Genomic DNA, 15958 nt, shown 5'->3' on the forward strand with positions numbered 1-15958 from the left:
TCGACCCAACAATCGCCGTTTGCCGGCGCCGGCCACGTACTCCAGTGCTTCTGGGACGTGGACAGCAGTGCCTCAGGGGCGCGATCAGCCGCGCGACGAATCTGCGAAGTCCGTGAGTGCCTGGCCGTCGAGTCGGTAGGTCTCCCACTCGACCTGCGGCTTCGCACCCAGCGATTCGTAGAACCCGATGGACGGGGTGTTCCATTTGAGCACGCACCATTCGAGCCGCGTCAGTCCGCGCTCCTGGCAGATCTGCGCCAGCCGGCCGAGCAGCGCCTTTCCGGCTCCCGAGCCGCGATGTTCGGGCAAGACGAAGAGGTCCTCGAGCCAGATGCCGTTCCTGCCCGTCCAGGTCGAGAACGAATGGAACCAGATCGCGATGCCGATGACCTCGCCGCCCGACTCGGCCACGAGACCGAACGTGTTCGCATGACCACCGTCGGGGAACATCACTGCCGCGAAATCCGCCTCGGTGGCCTCGACCGCATCCGGTTCCTTCTCGTAGACGGCCAGCGCGCGGACGAGCCGCAGGATCTCGGGCAGATCAGAGCGTTCTGCTTCACGAATGGTGACGGTCATGGTGTGTGCTCCCAAAGTCGTTCGGTCAAAGGAATTCAGTCTCCGCGGTTCGCGCGCTGTCCCGGCCTGTGCCGACCACAGCTTTCGCCGACCTCACAGCCGGTGCTTGTCCGCGTGGGCGGCCACCTCGGCCAGCTCCTCGGCGGTGGGGGACAGGGGCGAATCCGGATTCGCGTCGGCGTAGAAAGCGGCGAACGCCTCGGCGACGGAATCGATCGTCACCTCCGGATGGACCTCGCTGATCGATCCGCCCGTGGACGGATCCCAGTCGATTCCGAGAGCGGCTTCGACATCGGTGAGTACCGCGCGGATCGGATCCGGGTCCTCGACGACGACGGACGACGAGAACAGCCAGGCACCGGAGACCACACGTTGGGCGGTGCCGATCGCCTTGATCCGCCCGGCCACGTTGACGCTGTGTTCACCGGGACAGTATTCGCCGGGAATCTCGCCGAGGCGGGCATCGATGCCCAGCCCGCGCAGCACCTCGACATAGTCCTGGCCGAAACCGGTGAACCGTGCGTTGGTGTTCGTGATGAATGAATCACTCGGTTCGATGTGATCGATGACCAGCGAACCCGGATGGTATGCGGCCGCGCGCCCGCCGAGGCTGCGCAGGGCAGGCGTGAAACCGTGATCCCGGGCCGCTTCGATGGCGGCGGCGAAGCCGGGCAGGAAACGATCCCTGGCACCGAACGCCAAGGTCGGGGCCGGTCGGTACATCCGCAGAGTCGCTCCGCGGCGTCCGGCCTTGACCGAATCGAGGAGGACGCGGGCGAATGCGAGTTCCTCCACGGGGCCAAAGCCTTCCGCCGCCACCGTAGTCATCGCCAGTGAGTCTGTGTGCACGAGTTCAAGGGTAGAGGATCGGCAGGCCCCGGTCGGGTTCGGGTTGTCGCAGATCGCACTCGTTTCCAAGAGATATGTCAGTTCGGCCAGATAGTGTAGGGCTGTGAGCATGTTGACGACTACAGGACACCGACTGCCCGGAGCCCCCGGCCGCCTGGTCACCGAGACCGCCGCCTGGGGTGCCCTGATCGTTCTTGTCGCGATCAGCTACGTCGTGGCAGGAACCAGCGGACTCGTCGCGACGGTGGGCGGACGCGCCTACACCGCCATGGGAGAGTCTCTCAGCGCCGGAGGATTCGACAATCAGATGGGCAGTCTGTCGCTGCTCATCGTCTTCGCCCTCTCCTGCGCAGGTCTCTTCATCCCGGCCAAGGTCTTCGCCTCCCGACCGCCGGCGGTGCGCAAGACAGCTCTGAGTATCTCAGCGATCGTCGAAGCCGCACTTCTCGTCGTCCTCAGCCTGGCTCCCAGCGCGTGGCTGACCTGGGTCGCGGCCCTGTTCCTCGGCGCCGTGGTCGGTCTGCTCATGAGCATCAACCCCTTCAGACACGAGAAGCCGTGGCGCCGTGTCGGCATTCCCGCGGCCGTCCTCGTCTTCGTCTCCTGTGCCTTCCAGATCCTCGGCGGCTCTGCAGCGGGAACTCAAGCGCTCGGCTGGGTGTCCCTGCTGGTGGGCATCGGCATGGCCGCCGGTTCCGTTATCATCTTCCTCACCCCCGAACGTGCCCTGCACGCAGAGTCTGCGACGACCGGGCAGTTCCCCGAACTCAAGGCCCGGGTCGCCCGCCCCGCCGAGGCGATCGCGAATCCGTGGGTGTGCATCGGCCTCTTCGCCGTCCTCGGCGCGACCTTCATGCTTGCCCAGCCGACGGCGATCGGCCACGGCTATGGTCAGGCCGGTTTCGCGCTCATCATCGCCTGCTGCCTCGTCGGGTGGGCCGTCGGATTCGAGATGGGGCCGACCTTCGCCCCCGGAATGTCCCGTCCGCGTGTGTCCACTTTCGCTCTGCTCGTCTCCGGTGTGCTGCTGCTCGCCACCGGCGCCATCAACGAACTCTCCGGCAAGGTCGTGCTCTCGGCCGCGATCGCGTTCCTCGTCGGCATCGGCGTGCGCGCTCAGCCCTATGACTTCTCCCGCCGCTACGGTGCCGTCGCGGGCGCCGGTCTGGCCTTGGTGATCAACGCCCTCGATCTCGGCGGCACGGTCGAAGTCGGTTCAAGTCCTGACTGGATCCTGGCTCCCAGCGACGTCGCGTTCCTCATCTTCGGCATCGCCGCCCTGGTCGCCGGAGTCATCGGACTCTTCACCTTCGACCCGCACAGACTGCAGGGGCTGTCCGTCGACATCGTCCACGGATTCCGCCCGCCCAGCCAGCCGGAGACTGCGGCCGGCGGACTCGGGAACTCGGCCGAACGCCTCGGCGCCGGATTCTTCATCGCCATCGAAGGCGGAGATGGTTCCGGCAAGACCACACAGATCAAACGCATCTCCGCGGCTCTGGCCGATGACGGCTATCACGTGGAGGCCACTCGCGAACCCGGCGGCACCGAACTGGGCACGAAGATCCGTTCTGTTCTCTTCGACTCCGACCCGCCGAGCTCGCGCACCGAAGCCCTGCTCTTCGCCGCTGACCGTGCCCACCATGTGGCATCCCTGGTCGACCCCAGCCTCGACGCCGGAAACATCGTCATCACCGACCGGTACATCGATTCGACGATCGCCTACCAGGCAGCCGGTCGCAGCTTCGACGAGAAGACGATCCTCGCGCTGAGTCGGTGGGCCACCCAGGGGCTCGTGCCGAACCTGACGATCGTCCTCGACATCGAACCCGAGGTCGCGGCCGAGCGGATGGGCAAGCGTGGCGACAGCAACTACCTCGACGACGAGAACCAGCAGTTCCACCAGCGCGTGCGCCAGACCTACCTGTCCCGCGCACACAAGGAACTCGACCGGTATGTCGTCCTCGACGCCTCGGTCGACGCCGATGAACTCACCGAGCAGATCCTCGCGGCCATCCGCGCTCGGCTTCCGCAGACCCTGGTCAAGCGCGACACCGGCACCGAGGCGGCCCCCGCCTCAACATCGAATGCTGAGCCCGACAGCGGCCCGGAACGCAGCTCCGTGCCGATCGCTGCCGTGGCCGCCGGAACCGTGCCTGACGACGACAAAGACGAAACATCCTCTCCCGACTCCTCCGCAGAAGTGGACGGTGCACCTGAGACTGCAGACGACTCTGTCGACAGCCGGGATACGGCAGATGGCTCCGCCGAGGATGACACCAATGCGGACGACACCGACGAACGCGATACGCGCGGCGAAGACGAGATGCACGAACGCGGACCGCGTTTCGTCCCCGCCTCCGGCGATCGCTTCGTTCCCTCTGCGGTCACCGACGCCGAGGCCGAGATCTCGGGTGCTGTTCCCACCAAACGCGTCGACCTCGGAGCGGATCTGCGAGAGGATCCGACCGCCTCGGCGAGTGAGGAACCATCCGGTGCTACCAGTGCTCCGGGGGTCGCCGGTGAGGCCGCGGACCGGGATTCGGAGAATGACGAGGAGGAGCTCCTGTCGTTCCTCGAGCAGAAGGGTGCGCGCCGATCCGACGAGGATGATGCCACCACGGTGCTGCCGACCCATGGAACCAACTCCGACGCGATCATTGATGACAGCGACGATGCCGATGGTGTGCCGACGGACCGAATCGCCACGGATGAAGACGCGGAAACCCGCATCGTCAACCGTGTCGATCCCGAAGACGCCGAAACCCGTGTCGTTCACCGGGCCGATTCGAGTGCCGAGGCAGGTGCGGTTGACGCAGACGAGGACTCGGCCGATGCCGGGGATGCGGAGACTACCGTGCTGCCGGTCCGCAGTGCCCGGGAGATGAGCCGTGAACGGCTGCAGGCGCAAGCCGAGATCGAACGGCAGGCTCGGGAACGTCTGCGCAGGCAGCGTGAACGCAGCAACCGCCGCTTCACCAACCCGGAGGATTCCTGAAGTGAGCGTCTTCGACGAACTCGTCGGCCAGGATGACGTCATCACCCAGCTCGGCTATGCCCTGGACAACCCGGCGGCGATGACCCATGCGTGGCTGTTCACCGGTCCTCCCGGCTCAGGACGATCCAATGCGGCTCGGGCCTTCGCCGCGGCCCTGATCTCCGGTGGCACCGAATCGAACGACGTGACCGCCAGGGTGCTGTCGGGACATCACGAGTCGCTGACGATCATGTCGACGCAGAAGTCGGTCATCTCGATCGAAGAGGTCCGCGAACTCGTATCCAAGGCTCAGTCGTCGCCGGTGAACTCGAAATGGCGTGTCGTCATCATCGAAGATGCCGATCGGATGATGGAGCGGACGGCGAACGTGCTGCTCAAAGCCATCGAAGAACCTCCTCCGGGAACTGTGTGGCTGCTGTGTGCACCGAGCCCGATCGATGTGCTGACCACCATCCGATCGCGGTGTCGCCCGGTACGCCTGCGTATTCCTTCTCGGGAGGCCGTGGCACAGCTGTTGATGCAGCGAGACAGTGTCTCGGAGGATCGTGCCCATTGGGCTGCGGCCGTGGCTCAGAACCACATCGGGCGCGCGAAATACCTGGCGCTCAACGAGTCGGCCGACGCCGAACGCAAACAGATCCTCGCCATCCCGGGCAAACTCACCTCGGTGGGGGCGACGATACGTTTGGCCGGTCGCATCGTCGACGCAGCGGCAGAGACCGCGAAGTCACGAGTCGAAGAGCGCAATGCCGCCGAGCGGACTCAGCTTCTGACCACATTGGGGGTCGAAGGGGAGAAGACGATTCCGCCCGCGGCCAGAGCGCAGATCAGAAAGCTCGAGGAAGAGCAGAAGCGCCGTTCGGTGCGGGCCCGCAACGATGAGCTCGACCGGATCTTCCTCGAGCTCATGAGCCTCTACCGTGACATCCTCATGTACCAGCTGGGGATCCGAGACGGGTGGATCAACGCCGGCGAAGTCGATCTCATCGCCGAACAGGCGAACCGGGACGGCCCCGACACCACTCTGCTGCGCATCGATGCGATCACCGAGGCCCGGCAGCGCCTGCAGACGAACATGTCGCCCGTGCTCATCGTCGAAGCAGCCTTCGTGCTGCTGTCGAACCCCTGGCTGCAAGAGGACCGCACGGGCGCACTCTGATCGCCGACGGTTGGGCGCGCCGGGGGAATGGCCGAAGACGCTCAGTCGTCGCCGAGGAGTTCTGCAATGAGTGCTGCGGTGAGTTCGATGCGGCGGGGAATCCAGATCTGCAGAGCGTGTTCGGTCCGGGCGTGGGAACCTCCGCCGACGGTGCCGAGGCCGTCGAGGGTCGGCGTCCCGACTCCGGCGGTGAAGTTGCCGTCCGACCCGCCGCCGACTGCGACTGACCGCAGCGGGGGATGCCCGAGTCGTCCTGCCAGTCGTTGGGCACGGGCATACAGGCCCATCGCCATGTCCTCTTCGAGCGGGGCGCGGTTGATTCCGCCTTTGAGTTCGATCTTCGCACCGGCCACGCTGGGCGTCAGGGCGCGCAGAGCCTCATCGATGCGCACCTGTTCATCCGCCGAGGCTGCCCTGGAGTCGATGCCGACGACGGCTTTGGCCGGTACGGTGTTCGTGGTCGATCCGCTGGTCATCACGGTCGGGACTACAGAGGTCCCGACAGAGGGTTTGTGCAGTGCAGCGATCTCGATGACCTGGTTGGCCACTTCGATGGTGGCGTTGATGCCCTTCTCCGGTTCTACTCCGGCATGCGATGCCAGACCGGTGACTTCGAGCTGGTAGATCGCCACGCCTTTGCGAGCGATCTTGACGGCACCGTCGGCGGCACCGCTTTCGAACAAGAGGGCGGCCTTCGCCCCGCGCGCTTCGTCTTCGATGATCTGCCGGGAACCAGGGGAACCGAGTTCTTCGTCGGCAGTGATGAGGAGGCTGACGCCATCGAGATGGCCGAGCTCGGCGCGGACCTTCGCCAACGCGTAGATGGCGATGAGCAGTCCGCCCTTCATGTCATCGGCGCCGGGTCCGCGAACAACTCCGTCCTTGACCGAATACGGAAAATCAGCGAGCGTTCCCGTCGGCCAGACGGTGTCGTGGTGGCCGATGAGCACGACCTTGCGCGGTCCGTTTCCGAAGCGCCACAGCACATGCGGGTGGCCGTCGGTCTCGATGATCTGAGGTGCGGCACCGAGCATTCCGGTGCCGATTCGCGAGACGAGCCGGGCACTGCGGGCCAGGGAAGAGAGGTCGTTGGAGAACGACTCGCATTCGATGAGCGCCTGGAAATCACTCATGAAGTCGTCGGAGTCGAACTCTGCCATGGATGTCTCACCTTCTCGCTTGTCAGCCAACTCTCCTTTCAAGGTTAACGGGTGCCGAGATGCGGCCCGGCGGCACCCGCGTAAAGGCGGGCCAGGTGGTCATTTGTCGCCTTCCGGCGAGGGGGTGACGAAGCTCTCTGCCGGAACCGCCCTGGAGGGTGATCGTCGTTTTGACCGCTGGCAGAGAAGTTGGCTAAAGTTGGTTCGGTTGCCGCCTTAGCTCAGTCGGCAGAGCGATTCACTCGTAATGAATAGGTCGCGGGTTCGATTCCCGCAGGCGGCTCGGCAACAGCCCCTCCCACCAGGACAGACTCTGGTGCGGGAGGGGCTTTCTCGTGGCCGCAACGCCTGTTGGGCGCAGACCCTCTCAGCCAGGAGGCCGAGCGAAGGCGGTCTCACTTGCTTGGCAACCCGTCTGCAAGCTGCGGCTGAGGTCGTCAGAGGTGCTCACTCGGCTGACCATCAGACACAGCGCTTCGCCATCGACGGACGTCGTCGTGTGAAAGCTGCCTGGAGACATGACGATTCCCTGCCCCGGGCGGACCAGAAACCGAGTGACCGTACCGTTGTCGACATCGTCGCGGAACAAGTGCTGGACGATCGTACCGGTGATCGGAATGAGCGCCTGCTCCGTGAGCAGATGCGCTTCGAAATCCTCCGGTGGCTCTGCGCGGTCGTAAGATACCCACAGCAGATCGGTCGTTCCGCCGACACCTGGTTCGAAAAGGGAAGCACGGAAGAACGACGTCGCTGCTGACAGGAATGCTGACGAACCGGGCACCTGCTGGGCGTGGAAATCCATCACCCTGCCGAATGGCGCGAAGGCTTCCGGCGTCAGCTCAAGCATTCCGTCCTCCGCGAGGTCGGAGTTCTCGCGCCGGCCCAAGCTCACGTGAGAGCGAGAAGGAGGCTTCATGGTTCACTTCACCCGACCGGCTCAGGCATCTTTTCCACGGTGTAGGACATTTCGATGCTGTCCTCGGTGCGCGGGTCGAACAGGCGCACTCGCCAGCGTGAGGCGAACTGGTCAACACCTTCGGCCATGGGGATGGTGCCAGAGATGAGGACGGTGCCCGGCTGCGCGACCTCCTTGGCCTTGAGTTCGTCCAGCCAATAGCTCGGAGGCAGCAGATCGGCGAAGCTTCCATCCTGAAGCTGTGATTCGACGCCACCCGCATCAGTGACGAAGGACTCGATGTGGATCTCGTCGATGTGATCGGCAATTTCCTCATAGACCCATGCACGCTTGGCCAGAATGTTCGGTGCAGCGTTCTTGCTCCATGCCACTCCATACACTTCGAGGTCGCGATCGGTCTGATCGCTGGCTGCGGTGATGAGTACGCCGCGGTCCGATACGACCAGCGCCCATTCCGCCTCTCCAGAGGATTTTCCGTGCTGTACCGTCACGGTCTCAGCCTGCTGAGCAAGGTAAGGAGACACGGGATATAGGGCGGGCACCTGGCTGGGGCCAGGTACTCCGAGAGCGGCCAACTCGTCAATGTGATGCTGAACCGCTTCTTGGTTTCGACCGGCATAGCCCGCGTTGAGAAGCCTGTCGACGTGTACGTCAACGGTGGTCTTGTCCGGGAGTTCGAAGGTGAGCATCGTGTGTTCTTCCTTGTCGTCGATGAGTTTTCACGTGATGTTGTCTCATTGTATACAGTCTGTATACTGTTAGCGCAATCACAGTTCTTGCCGCAGAGTCGCAGGCGAGGGCTGTCCAGACAGATGAAAAGGATTGCTATGCAGAGTGCATCAACAACCCGTCCGCCGGTGGCGCGGAAGGATCTCATCAAGGCATTCGCCGCCAGCCTGAGCGGCACCACGCTCGAGTGGTACGACTTCGCTATCTATTCGGCAGCGGCGGCCATCGTCTTCCCCGTGCTCTTCTTCCCTTCGGGCGACCCGATGGTCGGCGTGCTGTTGGCTTTCTCGACCTATGCAGTCGGCTACGTCTCGCGGCCGTTGGGTGGAATCGTCTTCGGCCGCCTCGGCGACAAAGTCGGCCGAAAGAAGGTCCTGGTCTGGACTCTTGTGCTCATCGGAGTCTCGACGTGTCTCATCGGCATCCTTCCGACCTACCAGAACATCTCCCTGTGGGCTCCGCTCTTCCTGGTGCTCCTGCGCTTCGCCCAGGGCATCGGTGTCGGCGGTGAATGGGGCGGCGCTGTCCTCCTGTCTAGCGAATACGGAGATCCGCGCTATCGCGGCTTCTGGTCGTCAGCTGCTCAGATCGGACCTCCGGCCGGCAACCTCATGGCCAATGGTGCCTTTGCGGGTCTGACTCTCGCCCTCAGCGAAGAGCAGTTCTTCGCTTGGGGCTGGCGCGTGGCGTTCCTCGTGTCGGCGGTGCTTGTGCTCTTCGGTCTGTGGATCCGTCTCAAGCTCGAAGACACCCCGGTCTTCAAGGCAGTCGAACAGTCGGGTGAGCGTCCCGAGAAGCCGATCACCGAACTTCTGCAGACCGAGTCGCGCCCGCTGTTCTCGGCGATCCTCGCCCGCATCGGGCCCGATGTCACCTACGCACTCTTCACAGTCTTCACCCTCGCCTACGGCACGATTGTGCTCGACCTCGACCGGACCACGGTGCTGGGTGCGGTCATGCTCGGCTCAGCTTTCCAGGTCATCTGCATCCCGCTGGCCGGCTACCTCTCGGACATCATCAACCGACGTCTTGTCTATGGTGTCGCTGCGGTGGGCGCAGTGGCGTGGACCTTCGTCTTCTTCACCAAGCTCGAAGCGGGAGACGCCACCTGGATGTACATCGGCATCCCCGTCGGCCTGTTCTTCCACTCGCTCATGTACGGGCCGCAGGCGGCGTTTGTCGTCGAGCAGTTCACACCTCGACTGAGGTACACAGGTTCGTCACTGGCATACACCATCGCCGGTGTGCTCGGCGGGGCGATCGCTCCGATGATGTTCACGCTGCTGCTCGACAACACCGGAACCTGGGTCTGGGTAGCCGTGTACTTGGCCGGAGCCGTGACTCTCACGCTGATCGGTCTGATCATGGGACGCAACAACAACGTGCAGGAGGACGTCGACCATCTTGAGAGGCTTGCAGTCGCGCAGCGCTCGGCGGACTCCGTCGACGAGGTGGCTGCGAGTCGTTGAGTTCGATGAGCCATGTGCTCCGGCGGCCCGCGGCTGCCGGGGCACTGTGAGTCAGACGGGGGTGCAGAGTCATCGACGACTGCGAAGCCAGACTTCGAGTAGGCGGCCCGAGAAGAGAGCCTGCTCGTCGAGGTCTGAGGTTCTCAGCGGGAGAGCAGCAGGTTCTGAGTTTGTGCGATGTGTTCGCGGATCGCCGCGGCGGTGGCATCGTAGTCGCCGGATTTGAGGGCCTCGAGTATCCGAGAATGCTCATCGAGTACCTGCGTTGGTCGGTCGGCGCTCGTCCACGTCGCAGAGATTCCGAAGCGGACGTGCTTGACTCGCAGGCGGGTATAGATGTCGCTGAGCACACGATTTCCTGCCGCGTCGACCATTGATGCGTGAAAGCGCTGATCGAGACTGATGAAATCGGGAATCGTATCAGGAGAAACGGGAAGCTCCACCTGTTGGCGATAGAGGTCGTCCATGACCGCAACCGGAGTTTCACCGGAATCCAGGATCTGTCGAGCTGTGTCGAGCTCGATCATCTGTCGTACTTCCATCGTCTCGCGGATCTCACGATCGTCACTGGGGCGAATATAGGCTCCACGATGCGGAATGAGATCGACGAGCCCGTCGGAAGCAAGCATGATGAGCGCTTCGCGGATCGGAGTCCGGGACAGGCCGAAACGTTTGACCAGATCCCCCTCGGTCAGGAAGGTTCCCTGAATCGCAGGATCCGTCAGGACGAGGTCACGCAGGCGCTCATAGGCTGTCCGGCGTGCGGCTGGACCTGACGAAGTTTGCATACAACCCACCTTAGTCGTTTGCTGGACAACCAGCATTCGTCGCACAGAAGACATCCGATTCAACCATGGATACAGAGGAGAGAGACATGAAGATCGCGTTGGTTCAGATGAACTCGACGGGAGACCCGCAGGCGAACCTCGACAAGGTCGCAGACCACACTGCGGCTGCAGCGGTTGAAGGGGCGCAGCTCGTGGTCTTCCCCGAGGCCACACAGATCGCTTTCGGGCACGATTTGGCGCGCGCGGCGGCGGACGACAAGGGTGGGTGGATTCAGTCGATTACCGAGATCGCACGGAAGAACGAAACTGTGATCGCCGTGGGCGTCTTCCGCCCGGGTGACAACGGGACCGTGACCAATAGTCTCGTGGTCCGCGGTATCGATGACGGTCGAGAGGTCAGCGCCGACTACGACAAGGTCCATCTCTACGATGCCTTCGGCCACCGCGAATCGGACTCGGTGACCGCAGGGGAGTCGGTTCGCACATTCCGCCTCGGCGATCTGACCTTCGGCCTGGCGATCTGCTACGACGTGCGATTCCCCGCATTGTTCACCGCTCAAGCGCGAGCGGGAGCGGATGCGATCATCCTCGCGACCTCGTGGGGCGCCGGTCCGGGCAAGGTTGAACAGTGGAAGCTCTTGGGACCAGCCAGGGCATTGGACTCCACAGCTTATGTGCTCGCCTGTGACCAGGCGGATCCCGCGGTTACGGAAGCACCGGCGAAGGAAGGAAATCCGACGGGGATCGGCCATTCGTATGTGGCTGCTCCGAACGGTGAATTGCTCGCCGAGGCGGGGCGCGGTGAAGAGATCATCTTCGCCGACATCGATCCGGACAGAATCACGGACATCCGCGCTTCACTGCCCGTTCTCAATAACTCGCGTCTGGAGAAGGACATTCGCGTCGAAAGCATTTGAAAGGAGGTCTTCAGCCGGCTGATTGCCGGAGCGCCCATCGCGGGCGGACAGGCGACAGCCCCTCTCGATCCAACGCACATGCTGGATCGAGAGGGGCTTATGCATCTCTACTTGCGTCCTCGGCCTGTAGGCGAATCGTCAGGCGCTCAGCGCTTCTTCACCGGTTTGAACGACGTCGAGCACTTCCACGTCGTCTTGCCCTTCTTTGCCATCACGGTCACCTTGACAGCCTTACCTGGGGTAGCGCCGGAGATGTAGTACTTCAGAGAGGCCTTGCCCTTCTTCGACGCAGTGGCCTTCTTCTTCGTCTTCGTCGTCTTGTAGTGGGCAAGGGTCTCGACCTTGGCCTTCGAGCCGACCTTCGAGACATTGACCCAGGTGTTCGAGTACTGGCGGGGCTTCGAATTCGACATCTTCACTGCGCATTTCTTCGTCGCAGCTTCGGCGGGTGCCGCGTCGACGGCGATGGGGCCGGCGAGCAGGCCGACAGCAAGGGTCAGTGCCATGAGCTTCGAACCCGTCTTCGTGCGGGCAAGGGTGGTCAAGGACATGATTCTCCATGGGGATCAGAACTGATAAGTCGATTCATCATAACCACTTCTGTCGTCAAAGCTAATCGGCATTCCGGGTGGGCCTCTCGAAAGCAGTCCTATGAGGGCCTGGAAGAGGGGCTGAGTTCGGGTTGGAAGGCCCGTCGAACCGCTCGAATGCCATGTGTTGATCATCACTGGAAACTGGTAGACAATAGAAGGGCACACTACTGAACGATTGATCAGTCAGCTCGATTTCCGCCAGACACCACGCGCGTTCGAGCACGGAATCGGGCCGGCGGCAATCGTGAAGCAGACACAGGAACCCAACATCGGGTCGTCCGCTGGGGTCACTACCGAGATCCCGTGCGAGGCCCTCAGACTGTGAGGAACACATGAGCGAAGCGTTCATCTATGACGCAGTGCGCACCCCACGCGGCAAGAACCGCGGCGGAGCGCTGCACAGCGTCAAACCCATCGATCTCGTGACCGGACTCATCGACGCCATTCGCGAGCGCAACCCCGATCTCGACGACAAAGCCATCGACGACATCGTCCTCGGCGTTGTGTCCCCGGTCGGCGAGCAGGGGTCGGATATCGCCCGCGTCGCCGCCATCGTTGCTGGCCTCGACGAGTCCGTCGCCGGCGTTCAGGTCAACCGCTTCTGCGCCTCCGGGCTCGAAGCCGTCAACATCGCCGCCCAGAAGGTCGGCTCCGGCTTCGAGAACCTCGTCCTCGCCGGAGGCGTCGAATCGATGTCCCGTGTGCCGCTGGGATCCGACGGCGGAGCCTGGGCACAGGATCCGACGACGAACTATGACACGTACTTCGTGCCGCAGGGCATCGGTGCCGACCTCATCGCCACCACAGAGGGCTTCAGCCGGGCAGACGTGGATGCCTTCGCCGCCGAATCGCAGAAGCGTGCCGCTGCTGCCTGGGAGAACAACCTCTTCGAAAACTCGATCATCCCGGTCAAGGACATCAACGGCATCACCGTGCTCGACCGCGATGAGCACATGCGTCCCGGCTCGACCGTCGAATCGCTGTCGCAGCTGCCACCGGCATTCTCCAAGCTCGCCGCACAGACCGGATTCGACGAGGTGGCTCTGCAGAAGTACCACTGGATCGAAGCCATCGACCACGTCCACACCGCCGCGAACTCCTCGGGAATCGTCGACGGCGCCTCGCTGGTCATCCTCGGCGACGAGGAAGTCGGCCAGAAGATGGGGATGAAACCCCGTGCCCGCATCGTCTCCACCGCGGTCACCGGCTCGGAACCCACGATTATGCTCACCGGTCCGACTCCGGCGACGAAGAAGGCCCTCGACAAAGCCGGCATGACCGTCGATGACATCGATCTGTTCGAACTCAACGAGGCATTCGCAGCCGTGGTGCTCAAGTGGATGAAGGATCTCAACATCCCCCACGAGAAGGTCAACGTCAACGGCGGAGCCATCGCCATGGGCCACCCGCTGGGAGCCACCGGGGCCATGATTCTGGGCACTGTCCTCGACGAACTCGAGCGCCGCGACCTCAAGCGTGGACTCGTCACCCTGTGCATCGGCGCAGGCATGGGCATCGCGACGATCATCGAAAGGGTCTGACATGACGAACACTCAAACCACAGCTGCCGACTACCAGCGCAACACCGATGCCGAAGGCATCGTCACCGTCGTCATCGACGAACCCGGTGCCAAGGTCAACACCATGAACGACTACTTCGCGGCTGCCCTGGAGGCGACCGTGGAGTGGCTCGAAGCCAATGTCGATGACATCACCGGCGTCGTGCTGACCTCTCCGAAGAAGACCTTCTTCGCCGGCGGAAACCTCAACAAGCTGCGTGCGGCCGATCCGGCCAATGCCGAAGAGGAGTTCGCGACCGTCGAACACCTCAAGAAGGTGCTGCGTCGCCTCGAGACCTTCGGCAAGCCGGTCGTCGCCGCCCTCGGTGGTGCGGCACTGGGCGGCGGACTCGAACTCGCCCTGGCTGCTCACCACCGGATCGCCGCCGATGACAACCCGAGCGCCCGCTTCGGCTTCCCCGAGGTCTCACTCGGCCTGCTGCCCGGCGGCGGCGGAGTCGCCCGGTCGGTGCGCATGCTCGGCATCCAGACCGCACTGCAGAAGGCCATCCTGCCGTCGACGAAGTTCAAGGCCGCCGACGCCCAGGCGCTCGGCCTCATCGACGAACTCGCCCCCGCGGCCGAACTCGAATCCAAGGCCAAGGCCTGGATCAAGGCCAACCCCGAGGCTGTGCAGCCGTGGGACGTCAAGGGCTTCAAGATCCCCGGCGGCTCCCCGTCCTCGCCGAAGATCGGCGCGATGCTTCCCGCGCTGCCGTCCTTGCTGCGCAAGCAGGGCAAGGGTGCGCCGATGCCGGCTCCGCGAGCTGTGGTCGCCGCTGCGGTCGAAGGCGCACTGGTCGACATCGACACCGCGCTAACGGTCGAGTCCCGCTACTTCGTCAACGTCACCCATACTCCGGTGGCGAAGAACATGATCAAGGCGTTCTTCTTCGACCTCGGCCACATCAACTCCGGCGGCTCGCGCCCTGACGGTGTCACACCTCGTCAGGTGAAGAAGCTCGGCGTGATCGGTGCCGGAATGATGGGGGCGGCGATCGCCTACAGCGCAGCGAAGTCCGGTATCGAGGTCGTCCTCAAGGACGTCGAGCTCGCCAATGCGGAGAAGGGCAAGGCCTACGCCGCCAAGCGTGAGGAATCGGCCTTGGCCAAGGGCAAGACCACCGAGGCGAAGTCGCAAGCTGTCCTCGACCGGATCACCCCGAGTGCCTCGGCCGAGGATTTCGCCGGTGTCGACTTCGTCATCGAGGCGGTCTTCGAGTCCGTCGATCTCAAGCAGAAGGTGTTCCAGGAGATCCAGGACATCGTCGAGCCTGATGCGGTCCTCGGTTCGAACACCTCGACCCTGCCGATCACCGACCTGGCCAAGGGCGTCACCCGGGACAAGGACTTCATCGGTGTCCACTTCTTCTCACCGGCCGACAAGATGCCGCTGGTCGAGATCATCTGCGGTGAGAACACCTCCGACGAGGTCCTCGCCCGCACCTTCGACCTCGTGCAGCAGATCCGGAAGACTCCGATCGTCGTCAACGACTCGCGCGGATTCTTCACCTCCCGCGTCATCGGCACCTTCATCGCCGAGGCGGTCGCCGCCGTCGGCGAAGGCGTGGAGCCGGCCAGCGTGGAACAGGCGGCACTGCAGGCCGGGTACCCCACCGGTGCCCTGCAGCTGCTCGACGAACTGACGCTGACCCTGTCGCAGAAGATCAACAAGGAGACCCGCGACGCGGTCGAGGCCGCTGGCGGCACCTGGATAGCCCACCCCTCCGAAGCCGTCTTCGACTGGATGGTCGAGCAGGGACGGACTGGACGCAAGGACGGCGCCGGCTTCTACGACTACGACGAGAACGGCAAACGCACCACGCTGTGGCAGGGGGTGCGCGACAAGTACGAATCGGGATCGAATGATCAGCCCTTCGCCGATCTGCAGGAGCGGATGCTCTTCGCCGAGGCGATCGAGACGATCAAGTGCCTCGACGAGGGTGTGCTCACCTCGGTGCCGGACGCGAACATCGGTTCGATCTTCGGCATCGGATTCCCCGCGTGGACCGGCGGCGTGCTCCAGTACGTCAACCAGTACGAAGGCGGTCTGGCCGGCTTCGTCGACCGGGCGAATGATCTGGCTGCGAAGTACGGCGAGCACTTCACACCGCCGGCCTCGCTGGTCGAACGCGCGAAGACCGGGGAAACCTACGAGTAAGAGGAGACCCCTGGAATAGCATGATGGCCTTCCGGTGTTGTCCTGTCACACTGAGACTTCAGTGTCACTGACATCTACCGG

At 63.6% G+C, this 15958-nt stretch carries 13 protein-coding genes and 1 tRNA gene; 7 read left to right on the forward strand and 7 right to left on the reverse strand.

Annotation, left to right across the window (positions count from 1 at the left end):
• Window positions 1–84: 84 nt before the first annotated feature.
• Window positions 85–579 (reverse strand): GNAT family N-acetyltransferase, encoded by a 495-nt coding sequence (locus tag ACOZ9V_RS05075; protein WP_434594217.1) that lies wholly within the window; start codon window positions 577–579, stop codon window positions 85–87.
• A 93-nt stretch (window positions 580–672) separates the two neighbouring features.
• Window positions 673–1407: a lipoate--protein ligase family protein gene (locus ACOZ9V_RS05080; RefSeq protein WP_434595354.1), complete on the reverse strand. Its 735-nt coding sequence runs from the start codon at window positions 1405–1407 to the stop codon at window positions 673–675.
• A 130-nt stretch (window positions 1408–1537) separates the two neighbouring features.
• On the opposite strand from ACOZ9V_RS05080, the gene tmk reads away from it, so the two are divergent.
• On the forward strand, window positions 1538–4426 hold the full coding sequence (gene tmk, locus ACOZ9V_RS05085) for a dTMP kinase (RefSeq protein ID WP_434594220.1): 2889 nt from the start codon (window positions 1538–1540) through the stop codon (window positions 4424–4426).
• A gap of 1 nt (window position 4427) precedes the next feature.
• Window positions 4428–5585 (forward strand): DNA polymerase III subunit delta', encoded by a 1158-nt coding sequence (locus ACOZ9V_RS05090; RefSeq protein WP_434594223.1) that lies wholly within the window; start codon window positions 4428–4430, stop codon window positions 5583–5585.
• 41 nt (window positions 5586–5626) lie between these two features.
• Here ACOZ9V_RS05090 and ACOZ9V_RS05095 read toward each other — a convergent pair whose 3' ends face one another.
• Window positions 5627–6745, reverse strand: a complete 1119-nt coding sequence (locus tag ACOZ9V_RS05095; protein ID WP_434594226.1) for a M20/M25/M40 family metallo-hydrolase — start codon at window positions 6743–6745, stop codon at window positions 5627–5629.
• A gap of 210 nt (window positions 6746–6955) precedes the next feature.
• On the opposite strand from ACOZ9V_RS05095, the gene ACOZ9V_RS05100 reads away from it, so the two are divergent.
• Window positions 6956–7028 (forward strand) — tRNA-Thr (locus tag ACOZ9V_RS05100).
• Between the two features lie 84 nt (window positions 7029–7112).
• Here ACOZ9V_RS05100 and ACOZ9V_RS05105 read toward each other — a convergent pair.
• Window positions 7113–7592, reverse strand: a complete 480-nt coding sequence (locus tag ACOZ9V_RS05105; RefSeq protein ID WP_434594228.1) for an ureidoglycolate lyase — start codon at window positions 7590–7592, stop codon at window positions 7113–7115.
• 77 nt (window positions 7593–7669) lie between these two features.
• Entirely contained in the window at window positions 7670–8350 is a 681-nt protein-coding gene (locus ACOZ9V_RS05110) for a DUF2848 domain-containing protein (protein WP_434594231.1), read from the reverse strand.
• A 138-nt stretch (window positions 8351–8488) separates the two neighbouring features.
• On the opposite strand from ACOZ9V_RS05110, the gene ACOZ9V_RS05115 reads away from it, so the two are divergent.
• Complete coding sequence (locus ACOZ9V_RS05115; protein ID WP_434594233.1) at window positions 8489–9859, forward strand: MFS transporter; 1371 nt, start codon at window positions 8489–8491, stop codon at window positions 9857–9859.
• Between the two features lie 143 nt (window positions 9860–10002).
• Here ACOZ9V_RS05115 and ACOZ9V_RS05120 read toward each other — a convergent pair whose 3' ends face one another.
• The gene (locus ACOZ9V_RS05120) at window positions 10003–10683 is read right to left on the reverse strand and encodes a GntR family transcriptional regulator (protein ID WP_188741299.1); all 681 of its coding nucleotides are present in this window, start codon (window positions 10681–10683) and stop codon (window positions 10003–10005) included.
• A 50-nt stretch (window positions 10684–10733) separates the two neighbouring features.
• Here ACOZ9V_RS05120 and ACOZ9V_RS05125 point away from each other — a divergent pair, with 50 nt between their 5' ends.
• Window positions 10734–11564: a carbon-nitrogen hydrolase family protein gene (locus ACOZ9V_RS05125; protein WP_181270917.1), complete on the forward strand. Its 831-nt coding sequence runs from the start codon at window positions 10734–10736 to the stop codon at window positions 11562–11564.
• 146 nt (window positions 11565–11710) lie between these two features.
• Here the strand turns inward: ACOZ9V_RS05125 and ACOZ9V_RS05130 are convergent, their stop codons facing one another.
• Entirely contained in the window at window positions 11711–12115 is a 405-nt protein-coding gene (locus ACOZ9V_RS05130) for a hypothetical protein (RefSeq protein WP_181270916.1), read from the reverse strand.
• Between the two features lie 374 nt (window positions 12116–12489).
• Between ACOZ9V_RS05130 and ACOZ9V_RS05135 the strand changes: the two genes are divergently transcribed.
• The gene (locus ACOZ9V_RS05135; RefSeq protein WP_181270915.1) at window positions 12490–13698 is read left to right on the forward strand and encodes an acetyl-CoA C-acetyltransferase; all 1209 of its coding nucleotides are present in this window, start codon (window positions 12490–12492) and stop codon (window positions 13696–13698) included.
• A 1-nt stretch (window position 13699) separates the two neighbouring features.
• Window positions 13700–15877 carry a 3-hydroxyacyl-CoA dehydrogenase NAD-binding domain-containing protein gene (locus ACOZ9V_RS05140; RefSeq protein WP_139907207.1) on the forward strand — a complete coding sequence of 726 codons (2178 nt, stop codon included), beginning with the start codon at window positions 13700–13702 and terminating at the stop codon, window positions 15875–15877.
• Window positions 15878–15958 lie beyond the last annotated feature (81 nt).

Source organism: Brevibacterium sp. 1718 (assembly GCF_051131255.1).
Taxonomy (GTDB): Bacteria; Actinomycetota; Actinomycetes; order Actinomycetales; family Brevibacteriaceae; genus Brevibacterium; species Brevibacterium sediminis.

What these genes read in the sequence shown, in the direction of transcription:
- ACOZ9V_RS05075 (WP_434594217.1), bottom strand. Translation starts at nt 579, where the DNA reads ATGACCGTCACCATTCGTGAAGCAGAACGCTCTGATCTGCCCGAGATC.
- ACOZ9V_RS05080 (WP_434595354.1), bottom strand. Translation starts at nt 1,407, where the DNA reads ATGACTACGGTGGCGGCGGAAGGCTTTGGCCCCGTGGAGGAACTCGCA.
- tmk (WP_434594220.1), top strand. Translation starts at nt 1,538, where the DNA reads ATGTTGACGACTACAGGACACCGACTGCCCGGAGCCCCCGGCCGCCTG.
- ACOZ9V_RS05095 (WP_434594226.1), bottom strand. Translation starts at nt 6,745, where the DNA reads ATGGCAGAGTTCGACTCCGACGACTTCATGAGTGATTTCCAGGCGCTC.
- ACOZ9V_RS05105 (WP_434594228.1), bottom strand. Translation starts at nt 7,592, where the DNA reads ATGCTTGAGCTGACGCCGGAAGCCTTCGCGCCATTCGGCAGGGTGATG.
- ACOZ9V_RS05110 (WP_434594231.1), bottom strand. Translation starts at nt 8,350, where the DNA reads ATGCTCACCTTCGAACTCCCGGACAAGACCACCGTTGACGTACACGTC.
- ACOZ9V_RS05115 (WP_434594233.1), top strand. Translation starts at nt 8,489, where the DNA reads ATGCAGAGTGCATCAACAACCCGTCCGCCGGTGGCGCGGAAGGATCTC.
- ACOZ9V_RS05120 (WP_188741299.1), bottom strand. Translation starts at nt 10,683, where the DNA reads ATGCTGGTTGTCCAGCAAACGACTAAGGTGGGTTGTATGCAAACTTCG.
- ACOZ9V_RS05125 (WP_181270917.1), top strand. Translation starts at nt 10,734, where the DNA reads ATGAAGATCGCGTTGGTTCAGATGAACTCGACGGGAGACCCGCAGGCG.
- ACOZ9V_RS05130 (WP_181270916.1), bottom strand. Translation starts at nt 12,115, where the DNA reads ATGTCCTTGACCACCCTTGCCCGCACGAAGACGGGTTCGAAGCTCATG.
- ACOZ9V_RS05135 (WP_181270915.1), top strand. Translation starts at nt 12,490, where the DNA reads ATGAGCGAAGCGTTCATCTATGACGCAGTGCGCACCCCACGCGGCAAG.
- ACOZ9V_RS05140 (WP_139907207.1), top strand. Translation starts at nt 13,700, where the DNA reads ATGACGAACACTCAAACCACAGCTGCCGACTACCAGCGCAACACCGAT.